Below are 15305 nucleotides of genomic sequence, written 5' to 3' on the forward strand. Positions count from 1 at the left end.
ATGAGCAATCCACCCAGCCAGCACGCCGGGAATCAGGCGCGCCCGATGGTGCCGGGACCGCCGCCCGGACCGTCGGCGTCCTCCGTCTCGGGGCCCGGCCACCCTGGGCAGGGCAGCTCGCAGCGGCCCGGCGGATTCGCGCCCTCGAGCGCCGCCATCGCGCCGGGCGACCTCGAGCGCACCGGCGCGATCATCTCCACCATCTCCGGGGTCTTCCAGTCCCGTGTGGTGGGCCAGGAGAACCTCCGCATGACACTGATCACCGCGCTGGCGGCGGGCGGTCATGTACTGCTGGAGTCCGTGCCGGGTCTGGCCAAGACCACCGCCGCGAGCGCCCTCGCGTCGTCGATCACCGGGTCCTTCGCCCGCATCCAGTGCACCCCTGATCTGATGCCCAACGACATCATCGGCACCCAGATCTTCAACTACGGCTCGGGCACCTTCACCACCCAGCTGGGCCCCGTGCACGCGAACGTGGTGCTGCTGGACGAGGTCAACCGCTCGAGTGCCAAGACGCAGTCCGCGATGCTCGAGGCGATGCAGGAACGGCAGACCTCCATCGGCGGCGAGGTGTACCGCCTGCCGGAGCCGTTCATGGTGCTCGCGACCCAGAACCCGATCGAGGAGGAGGGCACCTACGTCCTCCCCGAGGCGCAGATGGACCGGTTCCTGATGAAGGAGATCCTCACCTACCCGCGACCGGCCGAGGAGCACGAGATCCTGGACCGCTCGACGGCCGGCAGCCTCACCGGCCCCCGCCAGGCGGTGGGCACCGTGACGCTCGACGACGTCCGCTTCCTCCAGGAGATGGTGGATCAGGTGTACGTCGATCCCGCGGTCAAGCGGTACATCATCGATCTGATCTTCACCACCCGCGGTTCCGGCCCGCGCCCGGTCCCGAACCTCACCCAGTCCGTGCGGGTGGGGGCGAGCCCCCGTGGCTCCCTCGCCCTGATGCGTGTGGGACAGGCGCACGCGCTGCTGAACGGGCGTGACTACGTCACCCCTGATGACGTGCGGGCGATGCGGCACGGGGTGCTGCGACATCGCCTCGTCCTCACGTTCGACGCACTGGCCAGCGGGATCACGCCGGAACAGATCATCGACGCGGTGTTCCACGCCGTGCCGATGCCCTGAGCGGCATCGACGACTGAGGAGGACTGGACGACTCGATGGCCACGTCGCTGCTGACCCGTGTCAAGGCACGGGTGGATCTGCACACCTCGAACCGGGCGCGCGGACTCATCCAGGGCCGGGGGCGGTCGCTGTTCAAGGGCAGCGGCGAGGACTTCGATGATCTGAAGTACTACCAGCCCGGCGACAAGATCTCCGACATCGACTGGAAGGCCACCGCCCGCTCGGGAGAACCGCTGATCCGGCAGTTCAACGAGGAGCGGGTGCGCCACCTCTCGATCGTCGTGGACACGTCCGCTGCGATGGCGGCCACCGCCGCCGACGGCAGCTCCAAGCGCGACGCGATGATCCTGGCCGCCGGGATGGTCTGCTTCCTCGCGCAGAAGAACGGCGATCTGGTGGGGATGGTGGCGGGTCAGGAGAACCGTCCGATCCAGCTGCCGTCCCGCTCGAGCGATGGGCACCTCGAGCTGCTGCTGCGCACCGCGCAGCAGGCGACCACCACGGCGGCCGGCGCCGCGAACACGTCCTGGTTGCTCGAGCGCGCCTTCCGGGTCACCACGCGCTCGACCCTGATGACGATCATCACCGACGAGGCCCACCCCACCGTCGAGGACTTCACGCTGCTGCGGCGACTGAAGACGCGCCACGATCTGATCGTGATCCGCATCGCCGATGCGGACCCGCTGCAGGGCGCCGCGCTGGACCACGATGTGATCGACGTGGACTCGCCCCGCGAGATCGGCTCCATGGCACGCACCTCGAAACGGGTCGCCCATGACGTCGCGGCGTACCGGCAGGCGCGTCGCGAGGGCATCGAGGAGATGCTGGACCGACTGCACATCAGCCACATGCTCACGCAGGGGGAGAGCACCGTGGTGGACGACATGGTCTCGCTGCTGCGGTCGAGGGAGTATCGCCATGGCCGTTCCTGAGCTGGTCGCCGGCGTGCTGCTGGCCGAACCCGCGCCCCCGGAGATCATCGCCCCTCCGCAGTACTCGATCGCCTGGGTGATCCTCGCGGTGCTGTGCGTCCTGGTGATCACGGCGCTGATCGTGGGCACCCTGAAGATCACGCGGGCGATCGAGAAGCGCATCGCCTACCGTCGCCGCCCCAGCGACGTCGAGACCCTGAAGGCGGAGTTCCTGCGCGCCGTGAACGACATCGCCGATCGCCATGAGGCGGGCCAGCTCGAGGCGCGGGACGGCCATCACGAGCTCACCGGTGTGATGCGCCGCTTCGTGCGGCGCACGACTGGGCACGACGTCACCAGCCAGGACCTGGCGACCCTGCTGGCCGATCAGCGCACCCGCGCGGTCGGCGAGCTCATCGCCGACCTGTACGAGCCGGACTTCGCGATGTCCTCGGACCGCGACCTGCGCGAATCCGTGCGTCGCGCGCGGGAGGTGATCCGCTCATGGTCATGATCTTCTGGTGGGTCACCGCGCTGCTGCTGCTGGCAGCGATCGCTGTCTGGGCGATTACTTTCTGGAACCGGCGCGCCATGCGTCGTTCCCCGGTGCTGGTGGCGAACTCGCAGTACATGGACCGGATCCCGAGCTTCGTGCGGGCGCAGCGCACGGCCCGGGTGGTGCGCGTGCTCCAGGTGGGGATCGCGGTGTTCGCCGTGATCGCGGCATCGCTGCTGTCCGGGCGGATCGCGAGCGAACGGATCGAGACCCCGGAGTTCTCCTCGCGGGACATCGTGCTGTGCCTGGACGTCTCGGGGTCGATGTATGAGTACGACACCGAGATCCTCTCGACCTTCGCCGAGATGGTGGACGGCTTCGAGGGGGAGCGGGTGGCGCTGTCGATCTTCAACTCGACCAGTCGCACCGTGTTCCCGCTGACCAATGACTACGACCTGATCAAGCGGGAGCTCGAGGCCGGGTCCGAGGCGATCGACTTCGACGAGTTCGGCTACCGCCTGGGCACTCAGGACTACTCCGACGACAAGGTGCGTCAGTACGTGGACTTCGTCGACGGCACCCGAGGGATCGCCGATGAGGCGTCGATCGTCCCGGACGGCCTCGCCTCCTGCGCGCAGGTCTTCGACCAGGCGGAGCAGGATCGATCGCGCTCGATCATCTTCGCGACCGACAACGAGGTCAACGGCGAGCCGATCTTCACCCTCGACGAGGCGACAGAGAGGGTCGCCTCACGTGACATCGATCTCTACACCTTCTACCCCGGGGCCTACGAGTGCGGTCCCCAGTGCTTCGAGGAGCTGGAGACGGCCACCGAGGACCAGGACGGCGAGCTGTACGAGTCCTCGGACCCGGAGGCCATCCCCTCGATCATCAACCAGATCCAGAAGACGCAGGCGGAGGTGCTGGGGGCGACCCCGACCGTGGTCCGCACGGACCATCCCTCGCTCGGCTTCATCCTCACCTTCCTCTCGCTCGTCGGGATCCTGATCCTGGGATGGAGGGCCCGCTGATGTATTTCGAGCACCTGATGCCGCTGTGGGCGACGATCCCCCTGTTCGGCGTGATGCTGGTCCTGTGCACAGTGCTGCTGGTGCGGCGGCCGCGCCAGCGCACCGCCTGGCTGCGCCGCCTGCTGATGGTCCTGCTGCTGCTGGTGGTCGCACTGCGCCCGGTCACCCCGATCGAGGGTGAGCAGACCCAGCGGATGAACGCGAACGTGTTCTTCGTGGTGGACCGCACCGGCTCGATGAACGCCGAGGACTATGCGGGCGAGCAGCCGCGGCTGGAGGGGGTGAAAGCGGATATGGAGCAGATCATGGGCCTCACCGAGGGCGCGAGGTACTCGATCATCGCCTTCGACTCCACGGCCACCCAGCAGCTGCCGCTGACCACGGATGCCGGTGCCGCCCGCGCGTGGATCGACACCCTGACCACCGAGCCCACCTCCTATTCGACGGGGTCGAACGTCGACCGTGCGCTGACCCCGCTGCTGGTGGAGATCTCCGAGGCCCGGTCCGAGGATCCCGACTCGAGCGTGCTGGTGTACTTCCTCTCCGACGGGGAGAACACCGACGAACGCGACTCCGAGTCCTTCAGCCAGGCCGCGGGCTTCGTGGACGGCGGGGCGGTGCTCGGCTATGGCACCCCCGAGGGCGGGCCCATGAAGGCCGAAGGCGGCCAGGACCACGGCGAATACATCACCGGACCGAATGGCCAGCAGGGCATCTCGAGCATCGACGAGCAGCAGCTGCAGACGATCGCCGGAGAGATCGGAGTGCCGTACCTGCACCGCACGGACCCGGCAGCACCGATCGAGGGCACGATGGAGGGGATCACCCTCCGGCCGATCCCGATCGAGTCCACACGGGGGGTCGCGAGCTTCGAGGACTGGTACTGGGTGGCCGCGATCCCACTGGCCGCCCTGCTGATCTGGGAGCTCGGCGAGATGACCTACCGGCTGCCCCGCCGGCTCGACCGCTACGACATCTCAGGAGCGCAGCGATGAGCACACCACTGGCAGAGCATCCCCGCAGCGCGGAGGCTGCGGGCACGGCAGCCACCGGGGGTCCCGGGACCACGCTCGCGCAGGACCAGAGCGGCAGCCCCAAGGACTTCGGTCTGAACGTGAAGCGGCTGCGCCTGACCCGCATCATCGTGTTCGCGATCCTCTCCCCGCTGATCCTGGCGCTGGCCCTGTTGACGGTCAAGTTCGTCTCCATGCCGATCACCCAGGCGACCTCTCTGAGCGCCTACGAGGACGGGGACTATCCCGCGGCCATCGAGCGCCTGGGACCGGTGGAGTTCGCCAACTGGTTCGAGCCGTATCTGCCTCATCTGTCCCAGGGCACCGCCCTGCTGCAGCAGGGCGAGGACGCCGCCGCCGAGGAGGAGCTGCGCCAGGCCCTGGAGGAATGGAATGGTCACAGCGACCTGAACTCGCCGATGCACGCCCAGTGCAAGATCCTCAACAACCTCGCGATCTCGATCGAGCGCCAGGCCGATCTGCTCGAGGACCCGCAGCAGCGCGCTGATCGACTTTTCGAGGCTGAGGAGCTGCTCGCTCCCTGCGCCGGCGGAGGCGGGGGCGGCGAGGGCGAGGGCGAGGGCCAGGGCGGCGGAGGAGCCGGGAACGAGGACTCCGAGACCACTGAGGGCAACGGCGAACGCGTCGAGGAGAAGCGGCGCGAGGCCGATGAAGAGGCCGGCAACGACCCCGACGCACGCGGCGAGGAGCAGCGCGGGTCGCCGGGACAGACGGATCCCGGCGATCCCTCCCGTGAGGACCCCGAAGGGGACGGCCCCGAGGAGGAGGCGCCCACCAGCGGCAACTCGGAGGAGGACCAGAAGGACGACGAGCTCGAGGAACGCAATCGCGATGCGCAGGGCGGGGACGGCGAGGAAGAGCCCGGCGGCTCGCAGGACGATCCGGTGAAGCCATGGTGACCCTCGGGACGGAGGAGCGCGCCTACCTCGACCACGCCGCGACCACGGTGCTGCGCCCCGCAGCCCGGGACGCCTTCCTCGAGGCCTCCGCGGTGCGGGGCAACCCCTCCTCCGTGCACGCCTCGGGCCGACGGGCGCGCGGTGTGCTCGACGAGTCCCTGGCCCGGATCGCCGCGCTACTCGACGTGCCTCGCAGCTGGCTGATCATGACCTCCGGCGGCACCGAGGCGGACAATCTCGCGATCCGCTCCGTCGGCCTCGGCGCCCAGCAGAAGGATCCGGCACGTACCGCGGTCGCCGTCGCCGCGACCGACCATCCCGCCGTGCTGGCCACGGCACGCTCCCTGACCGCCGGCGATCCCGGGATCGAGGTGCGCGAGCTCCCGGTGGACCACCAGGGTGCTCTGCGTGCCCAGGGCGTCGCCGAGGCGCTGGCCGATGGTGCTGTGGGCGTGGTCAGCGCAGCCCTGGTCAACAATGAGACCGGCGCGCTGCAGGACCTCGCCGCACTCGCCGCGGCCGCCCGGGAGCACGGCACCCTGGTGCACACCGATGCGGTGCAGGCAGCAGGACACGTCCCGCTGCCGAGCTGGGACGACGTGGATCTGATGTCCCTGTCCGGGCACAAGCTCGGCGCCCCCGTGGGGGTGGGGGTGCTGGTGGCCAGGCCGGGAGTGCCCTTCGCTGCGTTCAGCACCGGCGGCGGGCAGCAGCGGGGCGTGCGCTCGGGAACGCTGGACGCGGCTCACACCGCCGCCTTCGCGGCAGCTCTGGGAGAGGCCCTCACCGAGCGCGAGGAGCAGTCCGCGCGGCTGCGGGCGCTGGCGGGAACGCTGCGGGCAGGAATCCGCGCGATCGATCCGCAGGCCCGCTTCACCCTCGCCGACGGCACCCCGCAGTCGGGCCACATCGTGCATGTGGTGTTCCCCGGCGCGGACTCGGACTCCCTGCTGTTCCTGCTCGATGAGCGCGGCGTGGACTCAGCGGCGGGCTCCGCCTGCTCCGCCGGGGTGACCCAGGCCAGCCCGGTGCTCGCTGCGATGGGCGTCACCGATCAGCAGGCGCGCGGTGCGCTGCGCCTCTCCTTGGGCTGGACCAGCACTGAGCGAGATATCGAGATCCTGCTGGCAGCGCTTCCCGAAGCTCTCACCAGGGCCCGCGCCGTCGGCGCGCTGATGGGCTGAGGGCACCAGCCGCTGCCGGCACGGTCTGGTTCCGGCGTTGCCCCCGACGCTGCCTGCGACGCCGCCTCCGGCGTTGCTTCCGACGCCATCTCCGACGCGCGATCCGGGGCGAACATCACGTTCCCCACCCCTCGGCCGAACAGCCTCGTCTCCGTAGACTGGAGAATCGGACGAGGGAAGGTGGACGGGGTGAAGGTGCTGGCAGCGATGAGCGGCGGGGTGGATTCCGCGGTCGCCGCGGCGCGCGCCGCCGAGGCCGGGCACGAGGTGGTCGGCGTGCACATGGCGCTGTCGAAGAACCGCGACCAGACCCGCACCGGCTCCCGCGGCTGCTGCACGGTGGAGGATGCCTCGGACGCCCGCCGTGCCGCCGATCGCATCGGCATCCCGTACTACGTCTGGGACCTCTCCGATGACTTCCACGACCTGGTGGTCGAGGATTTCCTGTCCGAATACGCGGCAGGCCGCACCCCGAACCCCTGCGTGCGCTGCAACGAGCGGATCAAGTTCGCTTCACTCATGGAGCGCGCCACCCTGCTGGGCTTCGATGCCGTGTGCACGGGCCACTACGCCTCGATCCGCACCGACGGCCCGGACGGTGCGCCGTCCCTGCACCGCTCGCGCAATATGGCGAAAGACCAGTCCTATGTGTTGGCGGTGATGGGACCGGAGGCCGTGGGCCGCTCCCTGTTCCCCCTCGGCGAGTACGAGACCAAGGCCGAGGTGCGAGCAGAGGCCCGAGCCCGCGGGCTCGGCGTCTCCACCAAGCCCGACAGCTACGACATCTGCTTCGTCGCCGACGGGGACACCCGCGGCTTCCTCGAGCGCCATCTGGGAGAGGCACCCGGTGAGGTCCTCGATGATCAGGGGAAGGTGCTCGGCGCCCACCGCGGCACCCACGGCTTCACGATCGGACAGCGCAAGGGTCTGGGGATCCAGCAGCCCGCACCCGACGGCGCTCCCCGCTACGTAGTGGACATCGACCCCGCCTCCCGCCAGGTGGTGATCGGAGCCGGCGAGCTGCTGTCCACGCGAGAGCTGCTCGCGACCGACGTGGTCTCCTTCGAGCCGCTCGAGGTGGGACGCCAGGTCCATGCCCAGATCCGTGCCCACGGCGAGGCGACCCCCGCCGAGGTCCTCGAGACCCCTGCGACGGGCACCGGCCTGCGGGTGCGGCTCAGCACCCCGATCCGCGGCGTCGCCCCCGGACAGACCCTCGTCCTCTATGACGGGGACCGAGTCCTCGCCGCCGCCACCCTGGAGCGCCGCCGATGAAGCCCCTGGTCACCCTCACCGGAGACGGCACCTACCGTGCTCCCACCGCCGAGCAGGCTGATCGGCTCGAACTTCCGGCCGACCCGCCGCTCGCGGCGCTGATGCGCCTGCGCGCCCTGCTCGGTGATGACCTCGAGGAGCAGATCGCGACCCGGCTCTACCTGCCCTCGGCCCTCGGCCGTGACGAGACCGACCACCTGCTGCCGGCAAGCCTGGCCCTGCTCGCCGAGACCACCGGCGATCTCGTCAGCTACGGCTGGCGCCTGGGCTCCGGCACCGGACGAGCCTGGCAGCATGCTCGCGAGCTGAGAGAGCGGATGCTCGATGCGGCACGCATCGCGCTGCTGGGCTATGAGGGTCCGCTGATGACGACCGCGCTGGGCCCGGCCACCCTCTCCGGCGCCACCTTCCTGCAGTCGGGGGAGCGGACCCTGGGCGACCCCGGGGCCGTGCGTGACCTGCCGATGCTGCTGGCCGAAGGGCTGGTCGACCATCTGACCTCGCTGCACGACCGGGTCCCCGGCGCGCAGCTGCACGTGCTGCTGCGCGAGGATGCTGTGGCGGCGGTTCATCAGGGCCGGATCCCGACCCCCTCCGGCCGACGTCGCTACGCGCCGATCCCGGCCCCGGAGATCGGGGTGCTCTGGCGCTGCTTGTTCGTCGCGCTCGAGGAATACGGTCTGGACGCGAGCTCCGTCACCCTCGGGGTCGGCGCTGACATCTCGCTGCTGCGCGCCGCCCGCGACGCCGGTGCACGCCGGATGGCGATCGCCCCGCGCCGACTTCCCGCACTGACCACCCCCGAGGGCCGCGCCCTCTGGGAGGGCATCGCGGAAGCCTGCGATGACGGCTGCGCCTTCGAACTGGTCGTCGACCCTCGGCCCGGCGGGCTGCTCGGCCCCGAGCTGGAGATGATGTTCGAGACCTGGCGACGCCTGGGACACAGCGACGCCGATGCCGCGGGGGTCGCCGTGATCGCCCATACGGGAGCCTCCCATGCGATGCACAGCGGTCTGGTCGACCCCTCTGCACAGCCGGAGGCATCGACCCTGCTCGACGAACCGGCTCTCGAGGCGTTGCTGCGGGTCGCACCGTCCTGGGCGGAGCGCCTGGCCGCCTGAGCCTGACAGTCGCACCCGTGCGTCACAATGTTCTGGTGACCACGAACGAGCAAGGACCCTGCACCGCCGATGAGACCGCGCAGCAGCGCATCGCCTCTCTCACCGCGCAGATCGAGCAGGCGCGCGCGGACTACTACGAGCATGATTCGCCCACCATGGCCGATGCCGAGTACGACCGGCTCGAGCAGGAGCTGCGCTCGCTCGAGGAGGCGAATCCGCAGCTGGCGGCCGAGGATTCTCCCACCCGCACCGTCGGCGGGGCCGCCGCCGCGGGCCTGCCCACGATCGACCATGCCGAGCGGATGCAGAGCCTGGACAACGTGTTCTCGATCGACGAGCTGCGGGAGTGGTGCACGCACGCCGCCGCGGAGCTCGGTGGACAGGCCCGTTATCTCACCGAGCTCAAGATCGACGGACTCGCCATCAACCTCCGCTACGAGCACGGCGAGCTGATCACCGCGGCGACCCGCGGCGACGGGCGCACCGGCGAAGACGTCACCGCAAATGCTCTGCGCATCGTCCAGATCCCGCAGCGGCTCGAGGGCACCGGCCATCCGGCGCTGGTCGAGGTGCGCGGCGAGGTGTTCATGCCCACGGAGGACTTCACGCGCCTGAACGAGTTCCAGCTCGAGCTGCGCGAGCGCGCCGTCGAGGAGTCCCGCACCCGCTGGGAATCCCGGCAGGCCAGCGGCCGTCGGCCCTTCGATGAGCAGCGCGAGCTGCTCGCCGCCACCCGGCGGTTCCCCAGCTTCGCCAATCCGCGGAACACGGCTGCCGGCGGACTGCGCCAGCAGCTGGAGAAGAAGGACGGCCTGGAGCGAGAGGCCGGGGAGGCCAGGCTGGCCGCGCTGAGGCTCACGGTGCACGGGCTCGGGGCCTGGCCGGACCCGCCGGTGGCCTCTCAGAGCGAGATGTACGAGCTGCTCGCCTCGTGGGGGCTGCCCACCAGCCGCTACATGGCCGTCACCGAGTCGATCGATGAGGTGGTCAGCTACGTCGAGCACCACGGCGAGCACCGCCACGACGTCGAGCACGAGATCGACGGGATCGTCGTCAAGATCGATACCTTCGCCCAGCAGCGCGCACTGGGCTCCACCTCCCGTGCCCCGCGCTGGGCGACGGCTTTCAAGTACCCGCCCGAGGAGGTCACCACCAAGCTGCTGGACATCCAGGTGCAGGTGGGCCGTACCGGCAGGGTGACGCCGTTCGGCGTGATGGAGCCGGTCACCGTGGCGGGATCGACCGTCGAGAAGGCGACGCTGCACAACCAGTTCGACGTCGAGCGCAAGGGGGTGCTGATCGGCGACACCATCATCCTGCGCAAGGCAGGAGACGTGATCCCCGAGATCCTCGGCCCGGTCGAGTCACTGCGAGATGGCAGCGAGCGCCTCTTCGTGATGCCCACCCACTGCCCGGCCTGCGGCACCGAGATCCGCCCCGAGAAGGAGGGGGACAAGGACTGGCGCTGCCCCAATCAGAAGGACTGCCCCGCCCAGGTCGCCGGCAGGGTCGAGCACGCAGGCTCCCGCGGGGCCTTCGACATCGAGTCGCTCGGCGAGGAGAGCGCGATCGCGCTGACCGATCCCGACAAGCGCCGTGGTGAGGCACTCGCCGCGCTCGCCGCAGGGCATGCCGTCCACCTGCCGATCCGCGATGCCGCGGACACCGAGCAGCACAACTTCGTGGTGATCAAGAACGGTGAGGTCACCGACGGCACCGACGGAGTGCCGCTGCTGCGGATCACCGCGGTCGACGATCCGCTGCTGCCCGCCCTCCAGCAGCCCGTGATCACCACCGGCTCCGACCTCTTCGACCTCACCCCCGCAGCCCTGCAGGACGTGTACGTCTGGCAGCCGGAGCGCCGGGACGGGGAGCCGACCGGCGATTGGAGGATCCAGCCCGCCTTCTGGTCCCGCCCCCAGTTCCGCCATTACAAGCGCGAGGCGCTCTGGAAGCAGCAGAAGCAGCCGGCAGTGCTGAAGTCCACCGAGACGCTGATGAACGAGCTCGAGAAGGCGAAGGAGCAGCCGCTGTGGCGGGTGCTGGTCGCGCTCTCGATCCGCCATGTGGGACCTGCGGCCGCGCGGTCCCTCGCCACGGCCTACGGCTCGATGGAGGCGATCCGGGCGGCGAGCGTCGAGCAGCTCTCGGACACCGACGGGGTCGGCGGGATCATCGCCGAGGCAGTCGTCGAATGGTTCGCCGTGGACTGGCATCGCGAGCTGGTCGACGGCTGGGCGAACTCGGGCGTGCGGATGGCCGATGAGGTCGCCGAGGGATTCGTGAGGACCCTCGAGGGCCTGACCGTGGTGGTCACCGGCGGCCTCGAGGGATTCACGCGCGACGGGGCGAAGGAGGCGATCATCTCCCGGGGCGGGAAGGCCTCCGGCTCGGTCTCGAAGAAGACCGACTTCGTGGTGGTCGGGGAGAACGCCGGGACGAAGGAGACCAAGGCTCGGGACCTCGGGCTGCGGATCCTCGACGAGGCCGGATTTGTGGCCCTACTCGCCGGCGGCGCCGAGGCGGTCGCCCTCGAGCCCGAGCAGCTCCATGATTCTGCGGCGGAGGAGACTCCGGGGGAGTGATCGCGCCGTCGGACGGGGTCGCCGCCCGGCGGCTCACGCCTCCAGAGCGAGGGCGAGGGGCAGCACCGGTCCGGACCCGGCACGTCGCAGCGCGCGGGCGGCGACGGTCATCGTCCAGCGCGAGGAGATGGTGTCGTCCACCAGCAGCAGCGGAGCCCCCTCCTGCGCCTCGAGCTGCTGCTGCAGCTCCTCGTTGACCACGAAGCGGTCCCAGAGGTCTGCCAGCCGGAAGGCACTGTTCCCGCCCGCGCGCAGGGGCGCGGCGCCCGGGGCGAGCCCGAGCTGCCCGAGGTCGGCGAGCCGGCCCACGGACGCGATGCCAGCGGCGAGGGAGCTCACCAGATGCGGACGGGTCAGCGACGGGACCGCGACCACGGCCGCCGGGCGCTGCTCCCAGTCCCAGGCGGCGAGCACCTCGACGATGCGACGTCCCAGCGCCTCCGGCACCTCGGAGTCCACCGGACGGCCCTCCTCGTCGGTGCGCAGCACCTGACGCAGCAGAGCAGCCCAGCCGAGGTCGGAGGAACGCGCCAGCGCCCGTCCCTCCTCGGCGCGCAGTCCCGCCGGGATGTTCCCGCGCGGGGTGCGCCCGTTCTCGTCGACCACGCCCAGGCGGTCCAGCCCCTGGGGCCACTGCGCGCGCGGAGCCACCGGCACCCCGACCCGCTCCAGCAGCGCGGAGACCTGCTCCGCAGCGCTGCCCTGCTCCGGGGAGGGCAGCGCTGATCCCGTGCCCGGCCCCGGGTACCAGGGGCCCGCGCAGATATCGCAGCGACCGCAGGGGGTCGCGGTGTCATCATCGAGCTGCCGGGCGAGGAACAGCATCCGGCACTGCTGCGGATCCCCGCTGCGCAGCCGCTCGTACTCGAGCATCGCCTGCTGCTCCTCGCGGCGTGCTCGGGCGACGTTCTCGTAGCGCGGCCCGTCGTAGGTCCAGGGCGTTCCGGTCGCGATCCAGCCGCCCTTGACGTTCTGCACCGCTCCGTCGACCGCGAGCACCTTCAGCAGCAGCTCGAGTGCGGTGCGGCGCACGTCCACTCGTGCTTCGAGCGCCGGGGTGGACAGCGGTCGCTCCGAGGAGGCCAGGGCGCTGAGCACCGCGCTCGCGTTCTCCTGGGAGGGCATCGATGCAGTCGCGAAGTACTCCCAGATCGCGCGATCCTCCCGGCCGGGCAGCAGCAGCACGTCCGCGGTCTCGGTGGCACGACCGGCACGGCCCACCTGCTGGTAGTAGGCGACGGGCGAGCTCGGTGCGCCGAGGTGGACCACGAACCCCAGATCCGGCTTGTCGAACCCCATGCCCAGCGCGCTGGTGGCCGCGAGCGCTTTGACCTCGTTGTCCTTCAGCGCCCGTTCCAGCTCGGCTCGCTCCTCCGGATCGGTGCGGCCGGTGTAGGCGCGCACCCGGCGGTCCGGGCGGTCCAGCAGCTCAGCGAGGTCCTCCGCCGCGGAAACCGTGAGGGTGTAGATGATGCCCGAGCCCGGCAGCTGGTCCAGATGCTCCACCAGATAGGACAGGCGGGCCCGATCGTCATCGAGCGAGAGCGACCCCAGGCGCAGCGACGCGCGGGTCAGCGGGCCGCGCAGGGTGAGCACCTCGCTCTCGGCGTCGGTGCCCTGCGGTGCCTGGACGCCCAGCTGCTCGGCGACATCCGCGACCACCCGCGAGTTCGCGGTTGCGGTGGTCGCGAGCACCGGCACGTCCGGGCCGAGCTCGGCGACCAGATCCCGCAGCCGGCGGTAGTCGGGCCGGAAGTCATGGCCCCAGTCGGAGATGCAGTGGGCCTCATCGATCACCAGCAGGCCGCAGCGCTCCACCAGGCGAGGCAGCTGCTCCTCCCGGAAGCGGGGATTGACCAGCCGCTCGGGGGAGACCAGCAGCACATCGATCTGGTCCGCGGCCAGAGCCTGCTCGATATCGGACCACTCGGTGGGGTTCGCGGAGCTGATCGCCTCCGCCCGCACCCCGGCGCGGCGGGCGGCGGCGACCTGGTCGCGCATGAGGGCGATCAGCGGCGAGACGATCAGGGCCGGACCAGCACCCCGACGGCGCTGCAGAAGCGCGGCCAGGAAGTACACCGCGGACTTGCCCCAGCCGGTGCGCTGGACCACCAGCACCCGACGCAGGTCCTGGACCAGCGCGGAGATCGCCTCGAACTGCCCGTCGTGGAAGTCTGCCCCCACGTGACCGGTCAGCGCTTCGAGCGCCTCGCGGGCCTCCTCGCGGAGGGAGAGTGCAGGGGAGGTGGAGGAGTCGATGCCGGCAGTCATGCCCTCAGTGTGACAAGTCCGCACGACGGATGAGTCGCGGCGCTCCGCTGAGGAGCTGCGGCACCGCGCAGTCAGTCCTCCGAGGGGCTCTGGGCGGCCTGCTCCTGCTCGAGGCGACGCAGACGCTCCGAGGTCGACTCGCCATCGCGCAGCGGATCCTCCTTGGTGGCCAGCGCGCGGCGCATCCGTGCCTCGAGCTCCTGAGCCTCACGGAGCACGGGATCATCCGACCGCTGCTCGCCGTCCTCAGGGTCGTGGGCGTGGTAATCGATGTTCGGGTCGACGGACATGTCGAGGTCCCTTCATGGTCGGTGGGGGAAGCAGGAGTCTACCGAAGCGACGGGGCGGCACCGCGCGGGGAGCCCGGCGGCTCCGCGGCAGGATAGGTAGGCTCTGCCCGGTGACCCGACGTACCCGCTCCAGCTCCCGTTCCTCGGCCCCCCGCCCGCTCACGGGCTCCCGACTCGGCGAGGCGCTCATCGCCGGCTGGCGGCCGTTGCAGCGGCTCGACGTCGACGGCTTCGCGCTGCTGCGCTCGCGCGGCGTCACCAAGCGTGCACACAGCATCATCGCGCTCGACCCCCCGACCTCCCCCGAAGCGCTCGCCGCAGCGCTGGACCGGGTGGAGTCACTGGTCACGATGGCGGGAGAGCATCCTGTCCACCGGATCATCGAGGGCGTCACCCCGGAGGAGCTGGATGAGCTGCTCGCCGCCCGCGGGGACCGCAGCGTCGGCGGCAGCGAGATCCTGGAGCTGGCGCTGTCCGGCGCTCTGCCCCGCCCGCACCCCTCGGCAGTGATCGCCACCGGCGGACTCGACGAGGACTGGTTCGCGGCCGCCTGGCGGCTCGCTCCGCGCGAAGGAGAGGACTCCCGCCGCACGATGCACGACATCCTCGCCGGCACTCCCGCGGTCCAGGTGCGCCTTCCCGCCGGGCAGACGCCGGACGCCGCCGTGGGCCGCGCCGCCCTGGTCGAGGTGGGGAAGGAGACCGTCGCGGTGCTCAACATGGTCGCGGTCGACCCCGCGCAACGACGCCGGGGCCTGGGCCGCGCCCTGTCCGGCACGCTCCTCGCCCTCGCCGCGGTCCAGGGAGCACAGCGGGTCCTGCTCGAGGTCGAGTCGGACAACACCCCTGCCCGCACCCTGTACCGGGACCTCGGCTTCCGCCGGATCGGCGGCTATCACTACCGCGTGCCGGCAGCGGCAGCCGTTCCGGGGGCGCCGCTCAGCGAGTGAACGGGTGAAGGCTCGTTCACGGAGCTCTGTGGCAGGTCGCAGCTGCTCCGTGGCGCTCAGCGGCGCTCAGCGGCGCCACGCCGGATGCGCCGGGCGGTGGGATCGCGGTGGGATCGGGGGC

General features: G+C 70.7%; 13 protein-coding genes. 11 read left to right on the top strand and 2 right to left on the bottom strand.

Annotated elements, in window-relative coordinates:
• The 10 genes from ACT3UF_RS17135 to ACT3UF_RS17180 all read left to right on the top strand — a co-directional run bounded on the left by ACT3UF_RS17135 (position 1) and on the right by ACT3UF_RS17180 (position 11673).
• The gene (locus ACT3UF_RS17135; RefSeq protein ID WP_444502637.1) at positions 1–1137 is read left to right on the top strand and encodes an AAA family ATPase; all 1137 of its coding nucleotides are present in this window, start codon (positions 1–3) and stop codon (positions 1135–1137) included.
• Between the two features lie 35 nt (positions 1138–1172).
• Positions 1173–2069: a DUF58 domain-containing protein gene (locus ACT3UF_RS17140; protein ID WP_444502636.1), complete on the top strand. Its 897-nt coding sequence runs from the start codon at positions 1173–1175 to the stop codon at positions 2067–2069.
• Positions 2056–2562, top strand: coding sequence for a hypothetical protein (locus ACT3UF_RS17145; protein ID WP_442332479.1), 507 nt, complete (start codon positions 2056–2058; stop codon positions 2560–2562). The genes ACT3UF_RS17140 and ACT3UF_RS17145 overlap by 14 nt, the downstream gene beginning before the upstream one ends.
• Entirely contained in the window at positions 2553–3575 is a 1023-nt protein-coding gene (locus tag ACT3UF_RS17150; RefSeq protein ID WP_444502635.1) for a vWA domain-containing protein, read from the top strand. Before ACT3UF_RS17145 ends, ACT3UF_RS17150 begins: the two co-directional genes overlap by 10 nt.
• Positions 3575–4570 carry a vWA domain-containing protein gene (locus ACT3UF_RS17155; protein WP_444502634.1) on the top strand — a complete coding sequence of 332 codons (996 nt, stop codon included), beginning with the start codon at positions 3575–3577 and terminating at the stop codon, positions 4568–4570. The genes ACT3UF_RS17150 and ACT3UF_RS17155 overlap by 1 nt, the downstream gene beginning before the upstream one ends.
• Entirely contained in the window at positions 4567–5508 is a 942-nt protein-coding gene (locus ACT3UF_RS17160; RefSeq protein WP_441444795.1) for a hypothetical protein, read from the top strand. The genes ACT3UF_RS17155 and ACT3UF_RS17160 overlap by 4 nt, the downstream gene beginning before the upstream one ends.
• Positions 5502–6692 carry a cysteine desulfurase family protein gene (locus tag ACT3UF_RS17165; RefSeq protein ID WP_441444796.1) on the top strand — a complete coding sequence of 397 codons (1191 nt, stop codon included), beginning with the start codon at positions 5502–5504 and terminating at the stop codon, positions 6690–6692. The genes ACT3UF_RS17160 and ACT3UF_RS17165 overlap by 7 nt, the downstream gene beginning before the upstream one ends.
• A gap of 189 nt (positions 6693–6881) precedes the next feature.
• Complete coding sequence (mnmA, locus tag ACT3UF_RS17170; RefSeq protein WP_441444797.1) at positions 6882–7967, top strand: tRNA 2-thiouridine(34) synthase MnmA; 1086 nt, start codon at positions 6882–6884, stop codon at positions 7965–7967.
• Complete coding sequence (locus ACT3UF_RS17175) at positions 7964–9088, top strand: hypothetical protein (protein WP_444502633.1); 1125 nt, start codon at positions 7964–7966, stop codon at positions 9086–9088. The genes mnmA and ACT3UF_RS17175 overlap by 4 nt, the downstream gene beginning before the upstream one ends.
• A gap of 35 nt (positions 9089–9123) precedes the next feature.
• Positions 9124–11673: an NAD-dependent DNA ligase LigA gene (locus ACT3UF_RS17180; protein ID WP_444502632.1), complete on the top strand. Its 2550-nt coding sequence runs from the start codon at positions 9124–9126 to the stop codon at positions 11671–11673.
• Between the two features lie 33 nt (positions 11674–11706).
• On the opposite strand, the gene ACT3UF_RS17185 is transcribed toward ACT3UF_RS17180, so the two are convergent.
• Positions 11707–13944, bottom strand: coding sequence for a RecQ family ATP-dependent DNA helicase (locus tag ACT3UF_RS17185; RefSeq protein ID WP_442332476.1), 2238 nt, complete (start codon positions 13942–13944; stop codon positions 11707–11709).
• A gap of 71 nt (positions 13945–14015) precedes the next feature.
• Positions 14016–14234 carry a hypothetical protein gene (locus ACT3UF_RS17190; RefSeq protein ID WP_441444801.1) on the bottom strand — a complete coding sequence of 73 codons (219 nt, stop codon included), beginning with the start codon at positions 14232–14234 and terminating at the stop codon, positions 14016–14018.
• Between the two features lie 110 nt (positions 14235–14344).
• Here ACT3UF_RS17190 and ACT3UF_RS17195 point away from each other — a divergent pair, with 110 nt between their 5' ends.
• Positions 14345–15184 carry a GNAT family N-acetyltransferase gene (locus ACT3UF_RS17195; RefSeq protein ID WP_442332475.1) on the top strand — a complete coding sequence of 280 codons (840 nt, stop codon included), beginning with the start codon at positions 14345–14347 and terminating at the stop codon, positions 15182–15184.
• Positions 15185–15305 lie beyond the last annotated feature (121 nt).

Source organism: Brachybacterium sp. AOP24-D1-21, from assembly GCF_052378665.1.
Classification (GTDB): Bacteria; Actinomycetota; Actinomycetes; order Actinomycetales; family Dermabacteraceae; genus Brachybacterium.